The 15,578-nt window shown below is 40.0% G+C and carries 13 protein-coding genes; 6 read left to right on the top strand and 7 right to left on the bottom strand.

Translation table 11 applies throughout. From position 1 onward, the window contains the following. Window positions 1-84: 84 nt before the first annotated feature. The 3 genes from AWW67_RS14090 to holA all read right to left on the bottom strand — a co-directional run bounded on the left by AWW67_RS14090 (window position 85) and on the right by holA (window position 5,923). Window positions 85-1,773 carry a TonB-dependent receptor gene (locus tag AWW67_RS14090; protein ID WP_062302534.1) on the bottom strand — a complete coding sequence of 563 codons (1,689 nt, stop codon included), beginning with the start codon at window positions 1,771-1,773 and terminating at the stop codon, window positions 85-87. Continuing rightward, window positions 1,742-4,804 carry a tetratricopeptide repeat protein gene (locus AWW67_RS14085; RefSeq protein WP_082794059.1) on the bottom strand — a complete coding sequence of 1,021 codons (3,063 nt, stop codon included), beginning with the start codon at window positions 4,802-4,804 and terminating at the stop codon, window positions 1,742-1,744. The genes AWW67_RS14090 and AWW67_RS14085 overlap by 32 nt, the downstream gene beginning before the upstream one ends. 96 nt (window positions 4,805-4,900) lie before the next feature. Beyond that, on the bottom strand, window positions 4,901-5,923 hold the full coding sequence (holA, locus tag AWW67_RS14080) for a DNA polymerase III subunit delta (protein WP_053222019.1): 1,023 nt from the start codon (window positions 5,921-5,923) through the stop codon (window positions 4,901-4,903). 225 nt (window positions 5,924-6,148) lie between these two features. On the opposite strand from holA, the gene AWW67_RS14075 reads away from it, so the two are divergent. The 4 genes from AWW67_RS14075 (at window position 6,149) to AWW67_RS14060 (ending at window position 8,132) form a co-directional block, all read left to right on the top strand. Continuing rightward, the gene (locus tag AWW67_RS14075) at window positions 6,149-6,835 is read left to right on the top strand and encodes a tetratricopeptide repeat protein (protein WP_062302531.1); all 687 of its coding nucleotides are present in this window, start codon (window positions 6,149-6,151) and stop codon (window positions 6,833-6,835) included. 236 nt (window positions 6,836-7,071) lie between these two features. Further along, window positions 7,072-7,437 (top strand): DUF2200 domain-containing protein, encoded by a 366-nt coding sequence (locus AWW67_RS14070; protein WP_062302530.1) that lies wholly within the window; start codon window positions 7,072-7,074, stop codon window positions 7,435-7,437. A 184-nt stretch (window positions 7,438-7,621) separates the two neighbouring features. After that, window positions 7,622-7,855, top strand: coding sequence for a hypothetical protein (locus AWW67_RS14065; protein WP_062302528.1), 234 nt, complete (start codon window positions 7,622-7,624; stop codon window positions 7,853-7,855). After that, window positions 7,845-8,132 (top strand): type II toxin-antitoxin system RelE/ParE family toxin, encoded by a 288-nt coding sequence (locus tag AWW67_RS14060; protein WP_071387145.1) that lies wholly within the window; start codon window positions 7,845-7,847, stop codon window positions 8,130-8,132. Before AWW67_RS14065 ends, AWW67_RS14060 begins: the two co-directional genes overlap by 11 nt. Before the next feature lie 163 nt (window positions 8,133-8,295). Here the strand turns inward: AWW67_RS14060 and katG are convergent, their stop codons facing one another. Next, window positions 8,296-10,509 (bottom strand): catalase/peroxidase HPI, encoded by a 2,214-nt coding sequence (gene katG, locus AWW67_RS14055; protein WP_062302527.1) that lies wholly within the window; start codon window positions 10,507-10,509, stop codon window positions 8,296-8,298. A gap of 426 nt (window positions 10,510-10,935) precedes the next feature. Beyond that, window positions 10,936-11,898, bottom strand: a complete 963-nt coding sequence (locus tag AWW67_RS14050; RefSeq protein ID WP_062302525.1) for a tryptophan 2,3-dioxygenase family protein — start codon at window positions 11,896-11,898, stop codon at window positions 10,936-10,938. Between the two features lie 63 nt (window positions 11,899-11,961). On the opposite strand from AWW67_RS14050, the gene AWW67_RS14045 reads away from it, so the two are divergent. Both AWW67_RS14045 and AWW67_RS14040 read left to right on the top strand, forming a co-directional pair. Beyond that, window positions 11,962-13,176 carry an acyl-CoA dehydrogenase family protein gene (locus AWW67_RS14045; RefSeq protein WP_062302524.1) on the top strand — a complete coding sequence of 405 codons (1,215 nt, stop codon included), beginning with the start codon at window positions 11,962-11,964 and terminating at the stop codon, window positions 13,174-13,176. A 37-nt stretch (window positions 13,177-13,213) separates the two neighbouring features. After that, a complete protein-coding gene (locus tag AWW67_RS14040; protein WP_062302522.1) occupies window positions 13,214-13,522 on the top strand; it encodes a hypothetical protein in 309 nt (102 codons plus the stop codon). A gap of 89 nt (window positions 13,523-13,611) precedes the next feature. On the opposite strand, the gene AWW67_RS14035 is transcribed toward AWW67_RS14040, so the two are convergent. Both AWW67_RS14035 and ilvC read right to left on the bottom strand, forming a co-directional pair. Further along, window positions 13,612-14,220: an RDD family protein gene (locus AWW67_RS14035; RefSeq protein ID WP_082794058.1), complete on the bottom strand. Its 609-nt coding sequence runs from the start codon at window positions 14,218-14,220 to the stop codon at window positions 13,612-13,614. 277 nt (window positions 14,221-14,497) lie between these two features. Further along, window positions 14,498-15,574, bottom strand: coding sequence for a ketol-acid reductoisomerase (gene ilvC / locus AWW67_RS14030; protein ID WP_062302519.1), 1,077 nt, complete (start codon window positions 15,572-15,574; stop codon window positions 14,498-14,500). Window positions 15,575-15,578 lie beyond the last annotated feature (4 nt).

Genomic DNA, 15,578 nt, shown 5'->3' with positions numbered 1-15,578 from the left:
AGAAATAGTTATTGGTTGATATTTGTTCAAATTAACAAAATATAGCCGCCATATTAAAGGCGTGGCTCATGCGAATCTACAAAATTAGAAGGATACTGTAATCCCACCTAGCACTTGAATACCTCTGCTTGGGTAATTCAAGTATCGCTCATACTCTTTTCCAAAAACATTTTTGAACTCCAAAAACACAGAAACTCTTTCATTTAGATCATAATCGCCACCCAAGTTCATATCGACAATATCATCCATTTCTACCCTAGTACTGCTTTCTCTGTTTAAGCCTACAAGTCCTCCCATATAATAGACGTCCGCAGTTACTTTTAAATTTTGCACTGGGTAAAAGATGTTATTAAAAACGGCTTGATACTGTGGCTTATGGTAAGGGTCGGCTAAAGTGCTCAGAGTGTAATCGAAGTAATCAAACCTCAAACCGCTTCTTACATTTCCAGTCTTCTCAAAAACCACTTCACCATATACATTGGTACGATCTACTGCATCAGTATCATACAATACTTCAAAACGAGTAGAATCAGTTATGCTATTTGTAAAGAATGGGATACGCTGAATAGAGGCCATTGAAAGCCCTGCATTCAACCTAAGTTCATTGGTCAGGTCTAAATTTATTCCTGCAAAAATATCGCTCTCCTTATCCGTATTTAATAGAATAAAATCTCTCTGTAAAAAGGCATTCTCCATAGCAAAGCCCTGAAACGAATTGTATTCCAAATCTCCTTGATAACCTCCATATATATTGATGGTATTGGTGGGGTTAACATCCAATCGAGCATAAGGATAAACTTTAAAGCCATCTTCAGCAGTGGTAGTAATTTGCGTTAAATCATCGTTATCACCTGCCAAATTTGCTCCCACACTCACTTTAAAGCTTTTCGTTGCATACTCTAAACGTGGCTTGGCATTGAAAAAATTTCTTCCAATTTTCTCAGTGTCTTCGCGGCTTGAAAAGGTGGCTTGTCCGCCTACTTTAAAGCGAAGTTCTTCTGAAAACTTGTAACCTAAGCCCAAATCGAAATTGAATCGGCTTTCTTTTGCCTCGAAGTTATCTCTGAAGAAATCCCAGTTGGTTCTAAAATGGTATGTAGTTACTTCATCTAGAGCGGTTTTTTCCACACCGGCCCTGGCGGTAAAGCTATTAAACTTTCTTTCCACCATATCAGGACTAAGGTCTAAAGCAGGGTTATAGCCATAGAAATGGACTTTTCTTTCGCCATACTGAATGTCGCCAGAAATAGTATTCTTTCCATTAAAGAACTTTCCGCCCAATACAACATCTGTTTTAGCGTCTCCTGAATTTTTATCAAATACAGGGCCTCTGGCAGAAGAACGATGTCTTACATACAGATTATACAGGTAATTGGGGTTTCTGGTTGATCCTAAATAAGCTTCGCCTAACAAAGTGCCATAGTTACCATAACCAAGCTTGAAGTAGTTGCCTGTTATGGCCTTTTCGGTTTGATTGATGGTCAGGTTAACAGCTCTAAAATTGGGCTGAATTGGTGTTAAGCTCAATACATATTCATGAAAAGTATAAGTTTGCTGCGACTGTGCTTTTTGCACAGGAAGCTGCGGTATTTTCTCGAAATTTCTAGTAGCAGGCGGAAGGGTTATCTTCCTGTCCTTTCTAATTACAATCTCTGATTCTTCCAATTCACCTTGTTGGCCATAAGCAGTAATAGCGAACAGTCCAAAAACAAGAGTTATGATATATCTGAAATTTTTCATCTTAATTCCCTCCTTTTCTTGTGGTGTCTGCATTTACTTCTTCTTGCGATGGCGCCTCTGCTTCCAACTTCTCTATCTGTTTCAGCTTGGCTCTTGCATCTTCTTTAATATTGTCTAATTGAGAATATTGAATGATTGAATTCACCGTAGCTTTTGCTTGGAAAATCTCATTCAAAGCAATATAGTTATCGGCAATCAACAAGAAAGCCTTACCCAGCCATTCATCATAGGCCGAGAAGTTCTCGTTCATCTCAAAAAGCGTATTCAACGACTGTTGATATTGCTTTTGTTGATAGAAAATTTTACCCACCATAAATTGTGCTTCGGCTCCATATTGGTTTTTAGCTGTATTCAGGGTGGTCAAAAACTGATCAATGGCTTCATCAAAATTACCTTCTGCATAGGCCGCTTTACCTAAATAAAGCTGTGCTTTATCGGTGGCTTCTTGCGTAACAGCCCCTTTAGTAATGATATTCTTAGCATAAATTCGCATTTGAGCATATTCACTCAATTGATAGTGGGCTTCTAACAAACCTAACCAAGCATCGTTTTCTTGCCTTTTGCTTTTGGCTACCTTTTCTAGCTGACCATAAAAGTTGGTTGCTTCCTTAAAGTCACCTGCCTTCAATTGCAATTCGCCAATGCGTTCGAATACACGATCCATTCCAGTGATTTTACTGTCACGATTAATTTCATAGAACATCTCCAAAGCTTTTTCAGTATCGCTCAAACGGTAATAGCTTTCGGCCTGGTAATATTTGGCTTCGTGCACTAAACCACTGTTAGGGTAATTCTTTCTGTAATCTTCTAAAGCACCAATGGCAGCACTGTATTCTTGCCCAAAGAATAAGTTTTTGGCCGATTCAAATTCTATGTTCTCCAAGGCCTGATTTTCAGGGTGAGCACTTTTATAACGTGCCAAATATTGATCGAACTGAATAGTTTTATTCTGAAGCTTTAGAGTATTCTGCAAACCAAGCAAGGCCGAATTAGAAACCGAACTGGTGATATAATTGTCCAAAATGGTTTTGTAGTCACGCTCTGCCTGATCGTAATCTTCTAAATTAAAGTAGGCCAAAGCTCGGCTTTCATAAGCATAAGGAATAAATGGGCTTTGACTTAATCTGTCAATAATTCGATTAAAACCCTGAATCGAATTTCTGAACTGACGGTCTTCCAACTGAATTTGCGCTTTTTTATAAATGGCATCGTCGTAATAACGCGAATCAGCAAAACGATTGATTACCACATCTAAGCTAGCAATGGCCTCTGATGGCTTTCCTTCAAAGTCATATACTACTCCTTTCTGGAAATAAGCATAATCGATATTGGGGTTATTTGTGCCAATAGCTTTATCATAATATGTAATCGCACTGGCATATTCCTTATCTACATAATAGCAGTCGGCAAGCCTAATCAACGCATCGTTATAATTTTGTTTATCTCGTGCATTTTCAAGGGCATCTACATAACGCTTAAAGTAAGTTCTGGCCTCAGTATATGATTTACCATTATAGTAAGCGTAGCCCAAACCATAATTAGCCTTCACCAAATATTCTGAATTTCTACTTCCTGAAGTAATTACCTTCTTATAAGAAGCAATCGCTTGAGGATAATTACGAGCAGTGGCAAAGGCCTCTCCTTTCCAGAAGTAAGTGGCAGTGGCCAAATCCTTATCAATTGGATATTGTAATGACTTATCGAACAACTGCACTGCATTGTCATACTTTCTGGCATTGTAAAACTCGGTTCCTTTAAAGAAGGTCACTTTTTGATAGGCTTCTTTTAATCGGTCAGATTTATTTTCAATTCTTTCAATAAAAGTAATCGCCCTCGAGTAATCATTCGTATTCAAAAAGGCTTCGCTCAACAAATTGTTCGCCTCAGGAATGTAATCACTGGTCGGATAATTTCTCATAAACTTGTCCAAGGCAATAATAGACTGAGAGTATTTGCCAGCTTGAAAATTCACTTTGGCCGAATTGAAAGCAGCCTCTTCCTGAATTTCTTTATTGAAACCTAAACTTGCCGCTTTATCGAAAGCAGCGATGGCAAAAAGGAAATTTTCTTGTTCTACATAAAGCCTTCCTAAATAATAAGAAGCGTTTTGGGCAAGCGTATCGCTATTGAGCGCCACTTTCTTAAACTGCTCAATGGATTCTTCAGCCTGACCTGTGCTGTAATAAGCAAAGCCCATTCTGTACAATGTCTCTTGTGTTACGTTTTGCTGCGCCAACTGGCTGTACAAATCATAATACTCTAAACTCTCTTTATACTGTCCTTGATTATAGTAAGACTCAGCGGTTATCTGATAAATCTGATACAGATAATCTAGCTTTCTATTTTCGGCTATTGCTGTTTTAAACTGTGAAGCATATTGCACCAATTCTCCATAGCGCTTCTGCTGATAATAAGCACTGGCCACCATAATTGGCACCCTGTTTTTATACTTTTCAGTTGTTCCAGCATTTTTCAGATCCACTAAAGCCTTATCGTACTCTTTATAAGCATAAGCCAAATAACCAGCATAGTAATTAGCATCTGCAAAGTAAGGCCCTTTACTCCGTTTGGCTTTATCGAAATAAGGAACAGATTCCTCGTATCGCCTTAAGGCATACAGCGAATAGGCAATTTTAAAATTGGTTTCTACCCTTTCTTCCCCGTTTAGGGCGGAAGGATTTACCAGTTTAAAATATCTTTCGGCAGTAGTAAAATCACCATTTTTAAAACTCACTACCCCTAAATTATAATAGGCTTTTGCCGCCTTTGGGTGATTAGGTCTGTTTCTTACAAATTGTGATATCAATTGTGCCCCATCGCCATTATCGAGGTTGAGGGCGCAAAATGCCATATAGTATTCGGCATCTGCCTTTTTAATTTCGTCATCGCCTTCGGCCAAGTATCGCTCAAACTGATCACGGGCTGCGCTATACTTCTCCATCTCCAAAAGTTCTAGTCCCGAAGAAAAATAAATATTCGGGTTAGATGGATGTAGTGTATTTTGTGCGTTTAATGACCCGTGAAGACAGAACAGTGTGGCGATCAAAAGAATTTTGTGCTTCATTTATCTCTGTTTGTTCACTCTTTATCTAAACTCTAATCTCTTATGAATATTGCTGTTGAACAATTACCACCATGAATAATTTCTTCAACCTATTTATTAATGCATCAACCGATACACCAATTCCTTAAAAATATCTCCGTCCGACATACTGCCGGCTCCTACTCCCTTACTCCTTAAATCTGCTTCGCGAAGAATGCTCATATTTTGCATTACCTTACCTACGGGGTAATTTCGTGCAGCAAGCTTATACTCTTTTACAAAGAAAGGGTTTGTACCCATAGCAGACGCCAAGCCTTTATCCGACTGGTCTTTACTTCCATGAAGAATCAACAATTTTGCATAATACGAATACAAAGCCGCTATCATTGGTATAATAGGATTGGCTTTTGAATTAGCCGCAAAATAATTCACCATCTTATTGGCCTTTAATATATCGCGCTGCGAAATGGCCTTTTGCAATTCAAAAACATTGTACTCTTTACTAATCCCAACGTACTTCTGAATCAGGTCTTCGTTAATGGCTTTTCCTTCACCGAGGTTCACTATCACTTTGCTAATTTCATTGGAAAGCCTTTCCAGGTTCGTTCCAATATATTCAGCCAGCATTTGCACCGAATTTTGATTGATGCTGTAGCCCTGAGACTTCACATACTTATCAATCCAAGCAGGTAACTCGTAATCTCTTAAGGGTGTAGTGGTTACCAACACCGATTTATCTTTCAAGGCTTTGGCCAAAGGCCGTCTGCCGTCTACTTTCTTATGCTTATGTCCAAAAACCAATACTGTACTGGGCACAGGTTTTTCTAAATATTGAATCAATAACTTTTGGCCGTCTTCTTTATTCAAATCCTGAATATCCTTGGCCTCTTTTACAATCACCACTTGCCTTTCGGCCATCATAGGAAACCTACGGGCGTGGGTCAGCACCTCGGCCATACTCACATCCTTACCGTAAAGAATGGTTTGATTAAAGCCTTTTTCAGCTTCTTGAAGACAGTTGTCCTCGATATAATCTAAGATTTGATCGATGTAAAAAGGTTCTTCGCCCTGCAAAAAATAGACGGGTTTGAAGTCACCGGATTTTAATGATTGTAAGACCTGATCAGGATGCAAACTCATGGAATCAATTTGTCACGAATATACAATTCGCATTCCGTTTTAGCATATACAAAAGCAAGTATCTGTTCACTGGTTTTAGAAATAAATGGCAAGCCATGGCCACAAATCTAAATATTCCAATCATCTCTAAGAAAGAGTATGAAAAGCAGGCTGAAAAAGGAAAAACTAGTGAACAATGGAATCAATTTGGGGAATGCTTGGGTTGACTGATTATATTTGCACAAAATGAGAGAAATGGTTGAAAAGTGGATTGAAGAAGGAGTTAAACACTGCGAGAATGCAAAGTTTGAAGAAGGCGTAAAGTGCTTTAATAAAGCACTGGAAAAAGAACCGAACCATACCACAGGTTTGCACAACCGCGCCAGAGCCCTTTCTAGAATTGGCCAATTAGAGGCTGCTTTAGCCGACTTCGAAAAACTGACCGTACTCTTCCCTACCCATGCTTCTTTTATTGGCGACTATGCCGTTGCCCTCCACCTCAATGACAAAAATGAATTGGCCTTATTTCATTTTGAGAAAGCACTCCAACTTGAGCCTACCAATCCTTATCGTTACTCTAGCCGTGCCTTTTTTAAAGACAGAACGGGTGACTTAGAAGGCGCCATTGCCGATTATGAAAAGGCCATTGAACTAGACCCAGAAGATGCCATTGCTTTGAACAACAAAGGTTTGGTAGAAGAAAAATTAGGCTATAAAGACCAAGCAAAACAAAGTTTTGATCGGTCAAACGATCTTGTGGGCTACGACCCAACCAAGACCAATCCGCTGCCTAAAGCAGAAAACAAAGCACCAAAACCTACTCCCGCAAATCCCATCACCCGCTGGGAAGTAATCAAATCTGTGTTCACCAAAGAGGGCTTTAAAGACTTCGCCAAATTTACCAAGGGTTTGGTGAGTGGAAAGAAGGGGTAGCTTTTAGCCTCTGCTGTTTTATGGTAAAAGCAAACGGATCCTGAGTCAGACTCAGGATGACTGTCCAAAAAGACCTAATCGGAGCGTCATTCTCTCCGAAGCTATGGAGAAGAGGGACGGGTAATTGTAACCACTTCAGAAATCAATTCATTTTAGGTTATTATTGAAGTTTTAGTCAGATTCATTTTATATAAAGAGTTTGATTAACTTGAGATACAAACCCTAAAGTACAACACATGACCGACACAAGCCACCACGATGAGCGTATTGCGAAAATGTCATTCGCCTCGGTTTACCCACATTATGTTACAAAAGTTGAGAAGAAAGGACGAACAATAGAGGAGTTGCACGAAGTAATAGAGTGGTTAACCGGCTATGACAAAAAGCAACTACAAGCACTCATTGACAAAAAAGCAACTTTCGAAGAGTTCTTTCAAAAGGCTGCGTTAAACCCTAATGCTCCACTTATTACTGGTGTAATCTGTGGTTATCGAATCGAAGACATTGAAAACCGATTGACACAACAAGTTAGGTATTTAGATAAACTGGTAGATGAATTAGCCAAAGGCCGCAAGATGGAGAAGATATTGAGGGTTGCCTAAGTGGTTCATCCGTAGTGTCATTCACTCAAAATAAATCAAGCTAACACCATCTTCTCCATGTTTATCAAAAAGATCCATTCAGGTCAACCTAGCGAGTACTCGTTTAACAAAAACTTACTAACTCTCTTCTATAATCATACAGGAGTCAATTAAAAAAGAAACACAAATACCTTATCTTTGGTTTATGGCAACATTAAAACTCAAAGTCAGCGACAAAATTCTTGACAAAGTTCTTTGGCTACTCAGTCAATTTAAGAAGGAAGATCTTCAGATCCTTGACGCTGAAGGCACGTTTGAGACTGACAAACGCTATGTCCAAAACGAGCTTAAAAGGCTTGAATCTGGAGAATCCAAGGCTTACTCTATCGAAGAAGTAGACAACTTATTAGAAAATTCTATTCGCAAATATGAAAATTGAATTTCGCGACTCCTTCGTCAAAAAACTCAATAAGCAAGTAGACTACATTGCAGCAGACAAGCCAAAAGCAGCCCGCAAATTTAAAACAGACATTCTTGATAGATGTAAACAACTAACGAATCAGCCATTTAAGTATAAAAAATCAATCTACTTTGATAGAGACGAAATAAGGGATATGACTTTTAAAGGTTATACAATCGTTTATAAAGTCGATATAAATGCCAACTTAACTTCTGTGTTTGCCCTCGTAAAACTTGAAGACGGGATAAAGAACTAACTCCCTGTCGCAGGTTCTCCGTACCTGTGACGATTTATAATCAAGAACTCTGACCTATCTACACAGCATAAATTCATCACCTAATTTCCTTCAAAAAACAAAAAAGGTGGTTCCTTTGCAGAACCACCTTTCAGTATTTACTCTGGGTATTTCACCCTTTAAATCAAGCCAAATCGAAGCGATCTAGGTTCATTACTTTGTCCCAAGCAGCGACAAAGTCCTTCACAAACTTTGCTTCTGAATCTGAAGAACCATACACTTCTGCCAAAGCTCTTAATTCAGAGTTAGAACCAAAAATAAGGTCGGCACGAGTGCCTGTCCATTTTACTTGGCCAGTTTTACGGTCGCGTCCTTCGAATACATTTTGTTCGTCAGAAGTAGCGCTCCATGTAGTACTCAAATCCAGCAAGTTCACAAAGAAATCATTGGTCAATGTACCTGAACGCTTGGTGAATACTCCATGATTAGACTGATCGTAATTGGTGTTCAACACACGCATACCACCTACTAAGGCCGTCATTTCAGGAGCAGTAAGTGTTAACAATTGTGCTTTATCAATAAGCATTTCTTCTGCCGTTACTTTATGTCTTGGCTTGAAGTAATTGCGGAAACCATCTGCAGCTGGCTCAAGCGCACCAAACGACTCTACATCGGTTTGTTCCAGTGAAGCATCTGCCCTGCCCGGTGTGAATGGTACGGTAATATGATGCCCAGCTTCTTTAGCCGCCTTTTCAATTCCAGCGCATCCACCGAGAACAATCAAATCAGCCATAGAAACGGGTTTAGCAAAGCTTTTCTGAATTCCCTCAAGGGTTTTCAACACTTTAGCCAATTGACTTGGGTTATTCACTTCCCAATCTTTTTGCGGAGCAAGACGAATTCGTCCACCATTGGCACCACCGCGCATATCTGAACCACGGAAAGTCGAAGCAGAGGCCCAAGCAGTTGACACCAATTCTGAAACAGAAAGTCCTGAATTTAGGATTTCGTTCTTTAAATCTGTTACGTCTTTATCATTGATCAATTTGTGGGTAACCGCAGGAATTGGGTCTTGCCAAATCAGCTCTTCTTTAGGTACTTCAGCACCCAAATAGCGAGATATTGGCCCCATATCTCTGTGCGTTAGCTTATACCAAGCACGTGCAAAGGCATCGGCAAACTCTTCATGATTTCCATGAAAACGTTTTGAAATTGGCCCATAAATCGGATCCATCTTCAAAGCCATATCGGCTGTAGTCATCATTAGCGCTTGAGTATTGGCAGGGTTTCCAGCAGCCGGAGCTTGACGTGCATGAGATGCAGCCGTTGGTGTCCATTGGTGTGCTCCTGCCGGACTTTTTGTTAACTCCCAATCGTAATTGAGCAACACATCGAAATACTCGTTATCCCATCGGGTTGGATTTGGCGTCCACGCTCCTTCGATTCCACTCGTTATAGTATCATCGCCATGGCCAGTACCGTAAGTGTTCTTCCAGCCTAAACTCATTTCTTCAATACCGGCTGCAGCTGGCTCTCTACCTACATATTTATTCGGATCGGCAGCACCATGTGCTTTACCAAATGTGTGTCCGCCTGCAATTAAAGCTACTGTTTCCTCATCATTCATGGCCATACGACCAAAAGTTTCACGAATATCAATAGCAGATTTCAACGGATCGGGGTTACCATTCGGACCTTCTGGATTTACATAAATAAGCCCCATTTGCACAGCACCAAGTGGATTCTCTAATTCACGATCTCCGGTATACCTTTTATCGCCTAACCATTCGGTTTCCGCACCCCAATAAATATCTTGCTCTGGTTCCCAAACATCTTCTCGTCCACCTGCAAAACCAAAGGTTTCTAAGCCCATTGATTCTAGCGCGCAATTTCCAGCTAAAACCATTAAATCCGCCCAAGAGATTTTATTGCCATATTTCTGCTTAACAGGCCAAAGCAGTAAACGAGCTTTATCTAAGTTGCCGTTATCGGGCCAGCTATTCAATGGAGCAAAACGCTGAGAGCCTGACCCCGCTCCACCTCGGCCATCTTGAATTCGGTAAGTACCCGCGCTATGCCAAGCCATACGAATAAAGAATGGCCCATAATGACCATAATCGGCTGGCCACCAATCTTGAGAGTCGGTCATTAAATCATAGAGATCTTGCTTAATGGCTTTTAAATCAAGTTTTTTGAACTCTTCAGCATAATTAAAATCTTCACCCAAAGGATTTGAGAGTGAAGAATGTTGACGAAGGATGTTAAGGTTTAATTGATTAGGCCACCAATCTCGGTTTGAAGTGCCGCCACCTGCTGTTCTTTTCATTGTACCGCCATGAAAAGGGCACTTGCCGCCACTGTTCATGTCATATACTTTTGCGTGTTCGTTGTTTTCCATTTTCGATAGGTTTTATTGTTAACGAATACAATTTAAGAAAACCCTTTAGATAATTTTTATTTATAGTTTTTATGAAGATATAGACAAAGACTATATCGAGCTAAGATTGTGCTTTAGTTCCTTCGCTGCCACTCAGGATGAAAAGCAGTGTGCACACAATTGGTTTATAGGATAAAATATAACTCTCTTTAAAATGTATAGTAAACATCTGAAGTATACTTACCGATTTCTTTTCCTGAGTGAAACGAAGGATCTAAATCCATTTTCGCAAACAATTCTTAGTTCCTTCCCCCGAAACGCTCGGGGTCAGGATGAAAAGCATTGTGCATACAACTACTTCACATGGTTATAGCATTTATAGCCTATAAAACAAAAAACCTCCAGATTTCTCTAGAGGTCAATAATATCTTTTGTTATAAAGTCGGATTAGTTCAGAACATTCTGATCTACCCAATGCTTGCCCCACTCATTCTGTTCTTCTTCATTCCATAATTCAGGAAAGAACATCACTTTCTGGAATCTTGGCGGTAAATACTTCTGCCAATTAGTCCCCCCCGTAGCTTTAATATCTTCTGGATTACGCTGCAAATAACGAACGGCCGACTTATAATGCACCAAAGGCCAATCAACATTGGCGAGCAAATCGTAACGTTTCAGTTCGGCAACAAGCTCTTCCGTTCCTTCTAATTCTTTATAAAAACGGCTATAGAGTTGGTTTAAATTAGTAGACTTTACCTCATTGGCCAACTGAACAAAATCTTTAGAATATTTAGCTTCAAACTGATCCAAGGTCAAAGTTTTTTTGCCTGTTTTTAGTTCGGTTGCTCCTGTCTTCCAGTAAATAGAATCATAAAGCTCTTCGATTGAAGCATAAGGATCGAAGTCATCGCGCTTTTCATGATTTACCAGGTTAATCATGTCTGTAGATGCAATTTCAATCATGCGGTATTGAGCCGATTGAAAACCCGAGGCTGGCAAAAGCGACATTCTGAACTGTAAAAATTGCTCCTTTTCCATGCCTTGAATCATGATGGAAAAAGAATGACAAAGGTGTTCGAAGTAGTTATTAATACGCTTTACTCGGGCCGTGAAAAATTCAAGGTTTGGATGTTCAGCCGATTGCATTTGTTTCATTTCCCACAGAATCAGTTTGAAATACAGCTCTGTAGACTGATGATAAACAATGAAAATCATTTCATCAGGAAAATGTGTTTTGGGATGTTGAAGCGCCAAAAGCGACTCTAAATTAATGTATTCCCAATATTTGAGGTAATCAGCGTGTAGCAAACCATCAAGGTATGAAGCCATATCTTGCCCCATTGCTTCGTATTTGGCTTCAAGTTTTTTAATTCTATCTAATATCCCTTGGTCGATTTCCTTGTTGTTCATACGTTTGTATTGTACTGAAATACGTGCAAATTTGAAAGATAATATTTAGAAACCAAAGAAGATATGAACACCGATAACCACGCTAAAATCCAGAAATCGTCTAAGCAAGATACTTTTGAACACCCTGATTTCTACGGAATGGATTCCCTGCTTACCGAAGAGCACATCATGGTGCGTGGCGCTGTACGTGATTTTGTTAAACAAGAAATTTCTCCTTACATAGAAAGCTGGGCGCAAAACGCTCATTTCCCGCTCGAAATGGTGAAGAAATTTGGAGATATCGGAGCTTTTGGGCCTCAGTTACCAACCGAATATGGTTGCGGTGGTATGGACTACATTTCCTACGGTTTGATTATGCAAGAAATTGAGCGTGGTGACTCAGGCATGCGTTCTACGGCTTCGGTGCAAGGCTCTTTGGTAATGTACCCTATTTACAAGTTTGGAAACGAGGAACAACGCCATAAATACTTACCGAAACTCGCTTCTGGCGAATGGTTGGGCTGCTTTGGTTTGACAGAGCCCGATCACGGCTCTAACCCTTCTGGCATGACCACCAATTTTAAAGACATGGGCGACCATTACCTTCTAAATGGTGCTAAAATGTGGATCTCAAATGCTCCTCATGCCGATGTGGCTGTGGTGTGGGCAAAAAATGAAGAAGGAAGAATTCACGGACTGATTGTAGAACGTGGGATGGAAGGTTTCTCTACCCCTACTACTCATGGAAAATGGTCTTTACGAGCCAGTGCTACTGGTGAATTGGTATTCGACAATGTGAAAGTGCCGAAGGAAAATCTGTTACCAAATAAAAGTGGTTTGGGCGCACCAATGATGTGCTTGGATTCAGCCCGTTATGGCATTGCTTGGGGTGCAATTGGTGCCGCAATGGACTGTTATGAGTCTGCTAGAAAGTATTGTGCAGAGCGAATTCAATTCGATAAGCCCATCGGGTCTTTCCAATTACAGCAAAAGAAGTTGGCTGAAATGCTGACAGAAATTACCAAAGCGCAATTATTGAACTTCCGCTTAGGTCAACTTTTTAACGAAGGAAAAGCCACTACCTCTCAAATTTCTATGGCCAAGCGCAATGCGGTTGAAACGGCATTAAACATTGCCCGCGAAGCAAGACAAATGCATGGTGGAATGGGCATTACAGGCGAATACCCAATGATGCGCCATATGGCCAACTTAGAATCTGTAGTTACTTATGAAGGAACACATGATATTCACTTGCTAATTCTCGGTGCCGAAATTACAGGGATTCCTGCTTTTAAGTAGGAAAACTCCTACATTAGGTGAGTTTAACAAAAAAAATATGGCCAGTCAATTTAAAACACTTAAAACAGAAATTGATTTAAGGAAAATCAAGAATCAAACCCCGAAAGCACCTGAGTTAATTGTAGGGGATCAATATTTCGTTAGCTTCAGTGGCAAAACAGTTCACCCATGTAAGCTTATTAAAATCAATACCGAGTTTGAAAGGGTTTCTATTGATGTAGAAATAGAACTGAAAGACAAACTCAAGTCGACAGAAAAAACTAGTTTAACTTACACGTTGTTCACAACAGAAATAGGAAAAACACCTGTGGAAGCCATAATTAATCAATCGGTAAAGGGTATGTAAAAAACACTGGTATACCCCTGTCGCAAGCTCTCTGAGCTGTAGGTACTACTTTTTCATTGCGCTTTGTGCTGGTATTTGGATCATGCTTTTTACGCTAACAAAACTAAAAGAGCATAAGGCTTAAAAATGATAACTGGAATAATTAATGCCCACCAAGACTCAGAATCAAGTTGGTAATTTCCCATTTCATCAAAAAGCAAAGCAGGATCACTTTTCTCAACTTGGACTAATTTAGTCCCTGCAATGTAATCGCCTAACCTTTTTTCCTTGTTAATGAGAAGAAAAAACATCTCAATAGGGAGAATCAGAGTTGTGATATTTCTGATCATACATTTAAGTTGGCCGGCTGGCTTCAGCGTCTTAGCACTCACAACTTGATAACCCCAATACCTTTTGACCAAAGACTGACTGCTAAAAAAATCTTTGTTTAGCGCTAGTACGAATAAAAACAATAACAGCATTACATCAATCAAGCTTAACAACACATCATATTTGGAAACTGTATTTGGAAATACCTTTTCTAAAAAAAGCGTGAAAACCGGTAGTATCATAAAAATCGTCATCATGCAAATGGCAAAACACACGAACTCCCTGGCAAACAATTTCTGCCTATATGGAGTCCGGTTTTCAGGACTATATTCTTCTGCGATAATTCGCCTTGATAGCCTGTTGAAAAGTAAAAACCTTATTATTTTCATTACTCTGCATTACCCGTTTATCAATTAAAGAAAGTACTATTTACCCGAATAGCAATTTTATGAATGCTTATTTTGAACTCCCTGTCGCAGGTTCTCCGAACCTGTGACCAACTATTCATCAAGGACTCTGTCCGTTAAAATGGTTTAAACCATTACTCAAAGACATTTATACTAATAGCCCACGGTTTAAACCGTGGGCTATGGACTTAGCTAACCAGCATTAACCGTTTTAACGGTTTCACCTGATTGATTAATACTTACCGAAGTGTAGATAGACCTAAACCAATTCCTCTTCTGGTTTTGCTACAGGTACATTTTCAGGTCTTAAACCTCTTACCGCCCTGCCAGCTTGCCACATTTCAGAATTGCGAATAGCTTCCAATTCTACCTCAAGCTTCTCACGATAATCTGACTGAGAGTTAGAGTCAATGGAGTTTTTGGCTTCTACGCCATCCGTAACGGACTTGTATAACTGCTCAAAAACAGGTTTTGTAGCAGCATAGAATTTATCTTTCCAGTCTAAAGCGCCACGTTGTGCGGTAGTAGAGCAATTGGCATACATCCAATCCATGCCATTATCAGCAATAAGCGGATAGAGGGATTGCGTTGCTTCTTCTACCGTTTCGTTGAAGGCCTCAGAGGGTGAATGTCCATTCGCTCGAAGTACTTCATATTGAGCTTGGAATAAACCTTGAATGGCGCCCATCAAAGTACCTCTTTCGCCCGTAAGGTCAGAGGTTACTTCTTTGTAAAAAGTGGTTTCGAAAAGGTAACCCGAACCCACTGCAATACCCAAAGCAATGACGCGATCTCTGGCTTTACCGGTAGCGTCTTGGTGAATAGCGAAGGAAGAATTCAATCCTTTTCCTTCTACAAAAAGTGAGCGCAATGAAGTACCAGAACCCTTTGGTGCTACCAAAGCTACATCAACATCTGACGGAGGAACAATGCCCGTTTTTTCGCTATAGGCCACTCCAAAACCATGAGAGAAATAAAGCATTTTACCAGCAGTGAGGTGCTTTTTCACGGTAGGCCAAACTGCAATTTGAGCAGCATCAGAAAGCAAATAGCAAATAATTGTCCCTCGTTCTAGCGCTTCCTCAATTGGAAAAAGTGTTTCTCCCGGCACCCAACCATCAGCCACGGCTTTATCCCATGTTTTGGATTCCTTCCTTTGCCCAACAATTACATTAATGCCATTATCTTTCAAATTGAGCGATTGCCCAGGGCCTTGAACGCCATAACCAATTACCGCAACCGTTTCGTTCGATAATACTTCTTGTGCTTTTGCTAGCGGAAATTCATTACGGGTCACTACGTTTTCTTCTACCCCGCCAAAGTTGATCTTTGCCATTATT

The organism is Roseivirga seohaensis (genome assembly GCF_001592945.1).
Taxonomy (GTDB): Bacteria; Bacteroidota; Bacteroidia; order Cytophagales; family Cyclobacteriaceae; genus Roseivirga; species Roseivirga seohaensis.
This window is presented reverse-complemented; position numbering and strand designations above follow the sequence as displayed.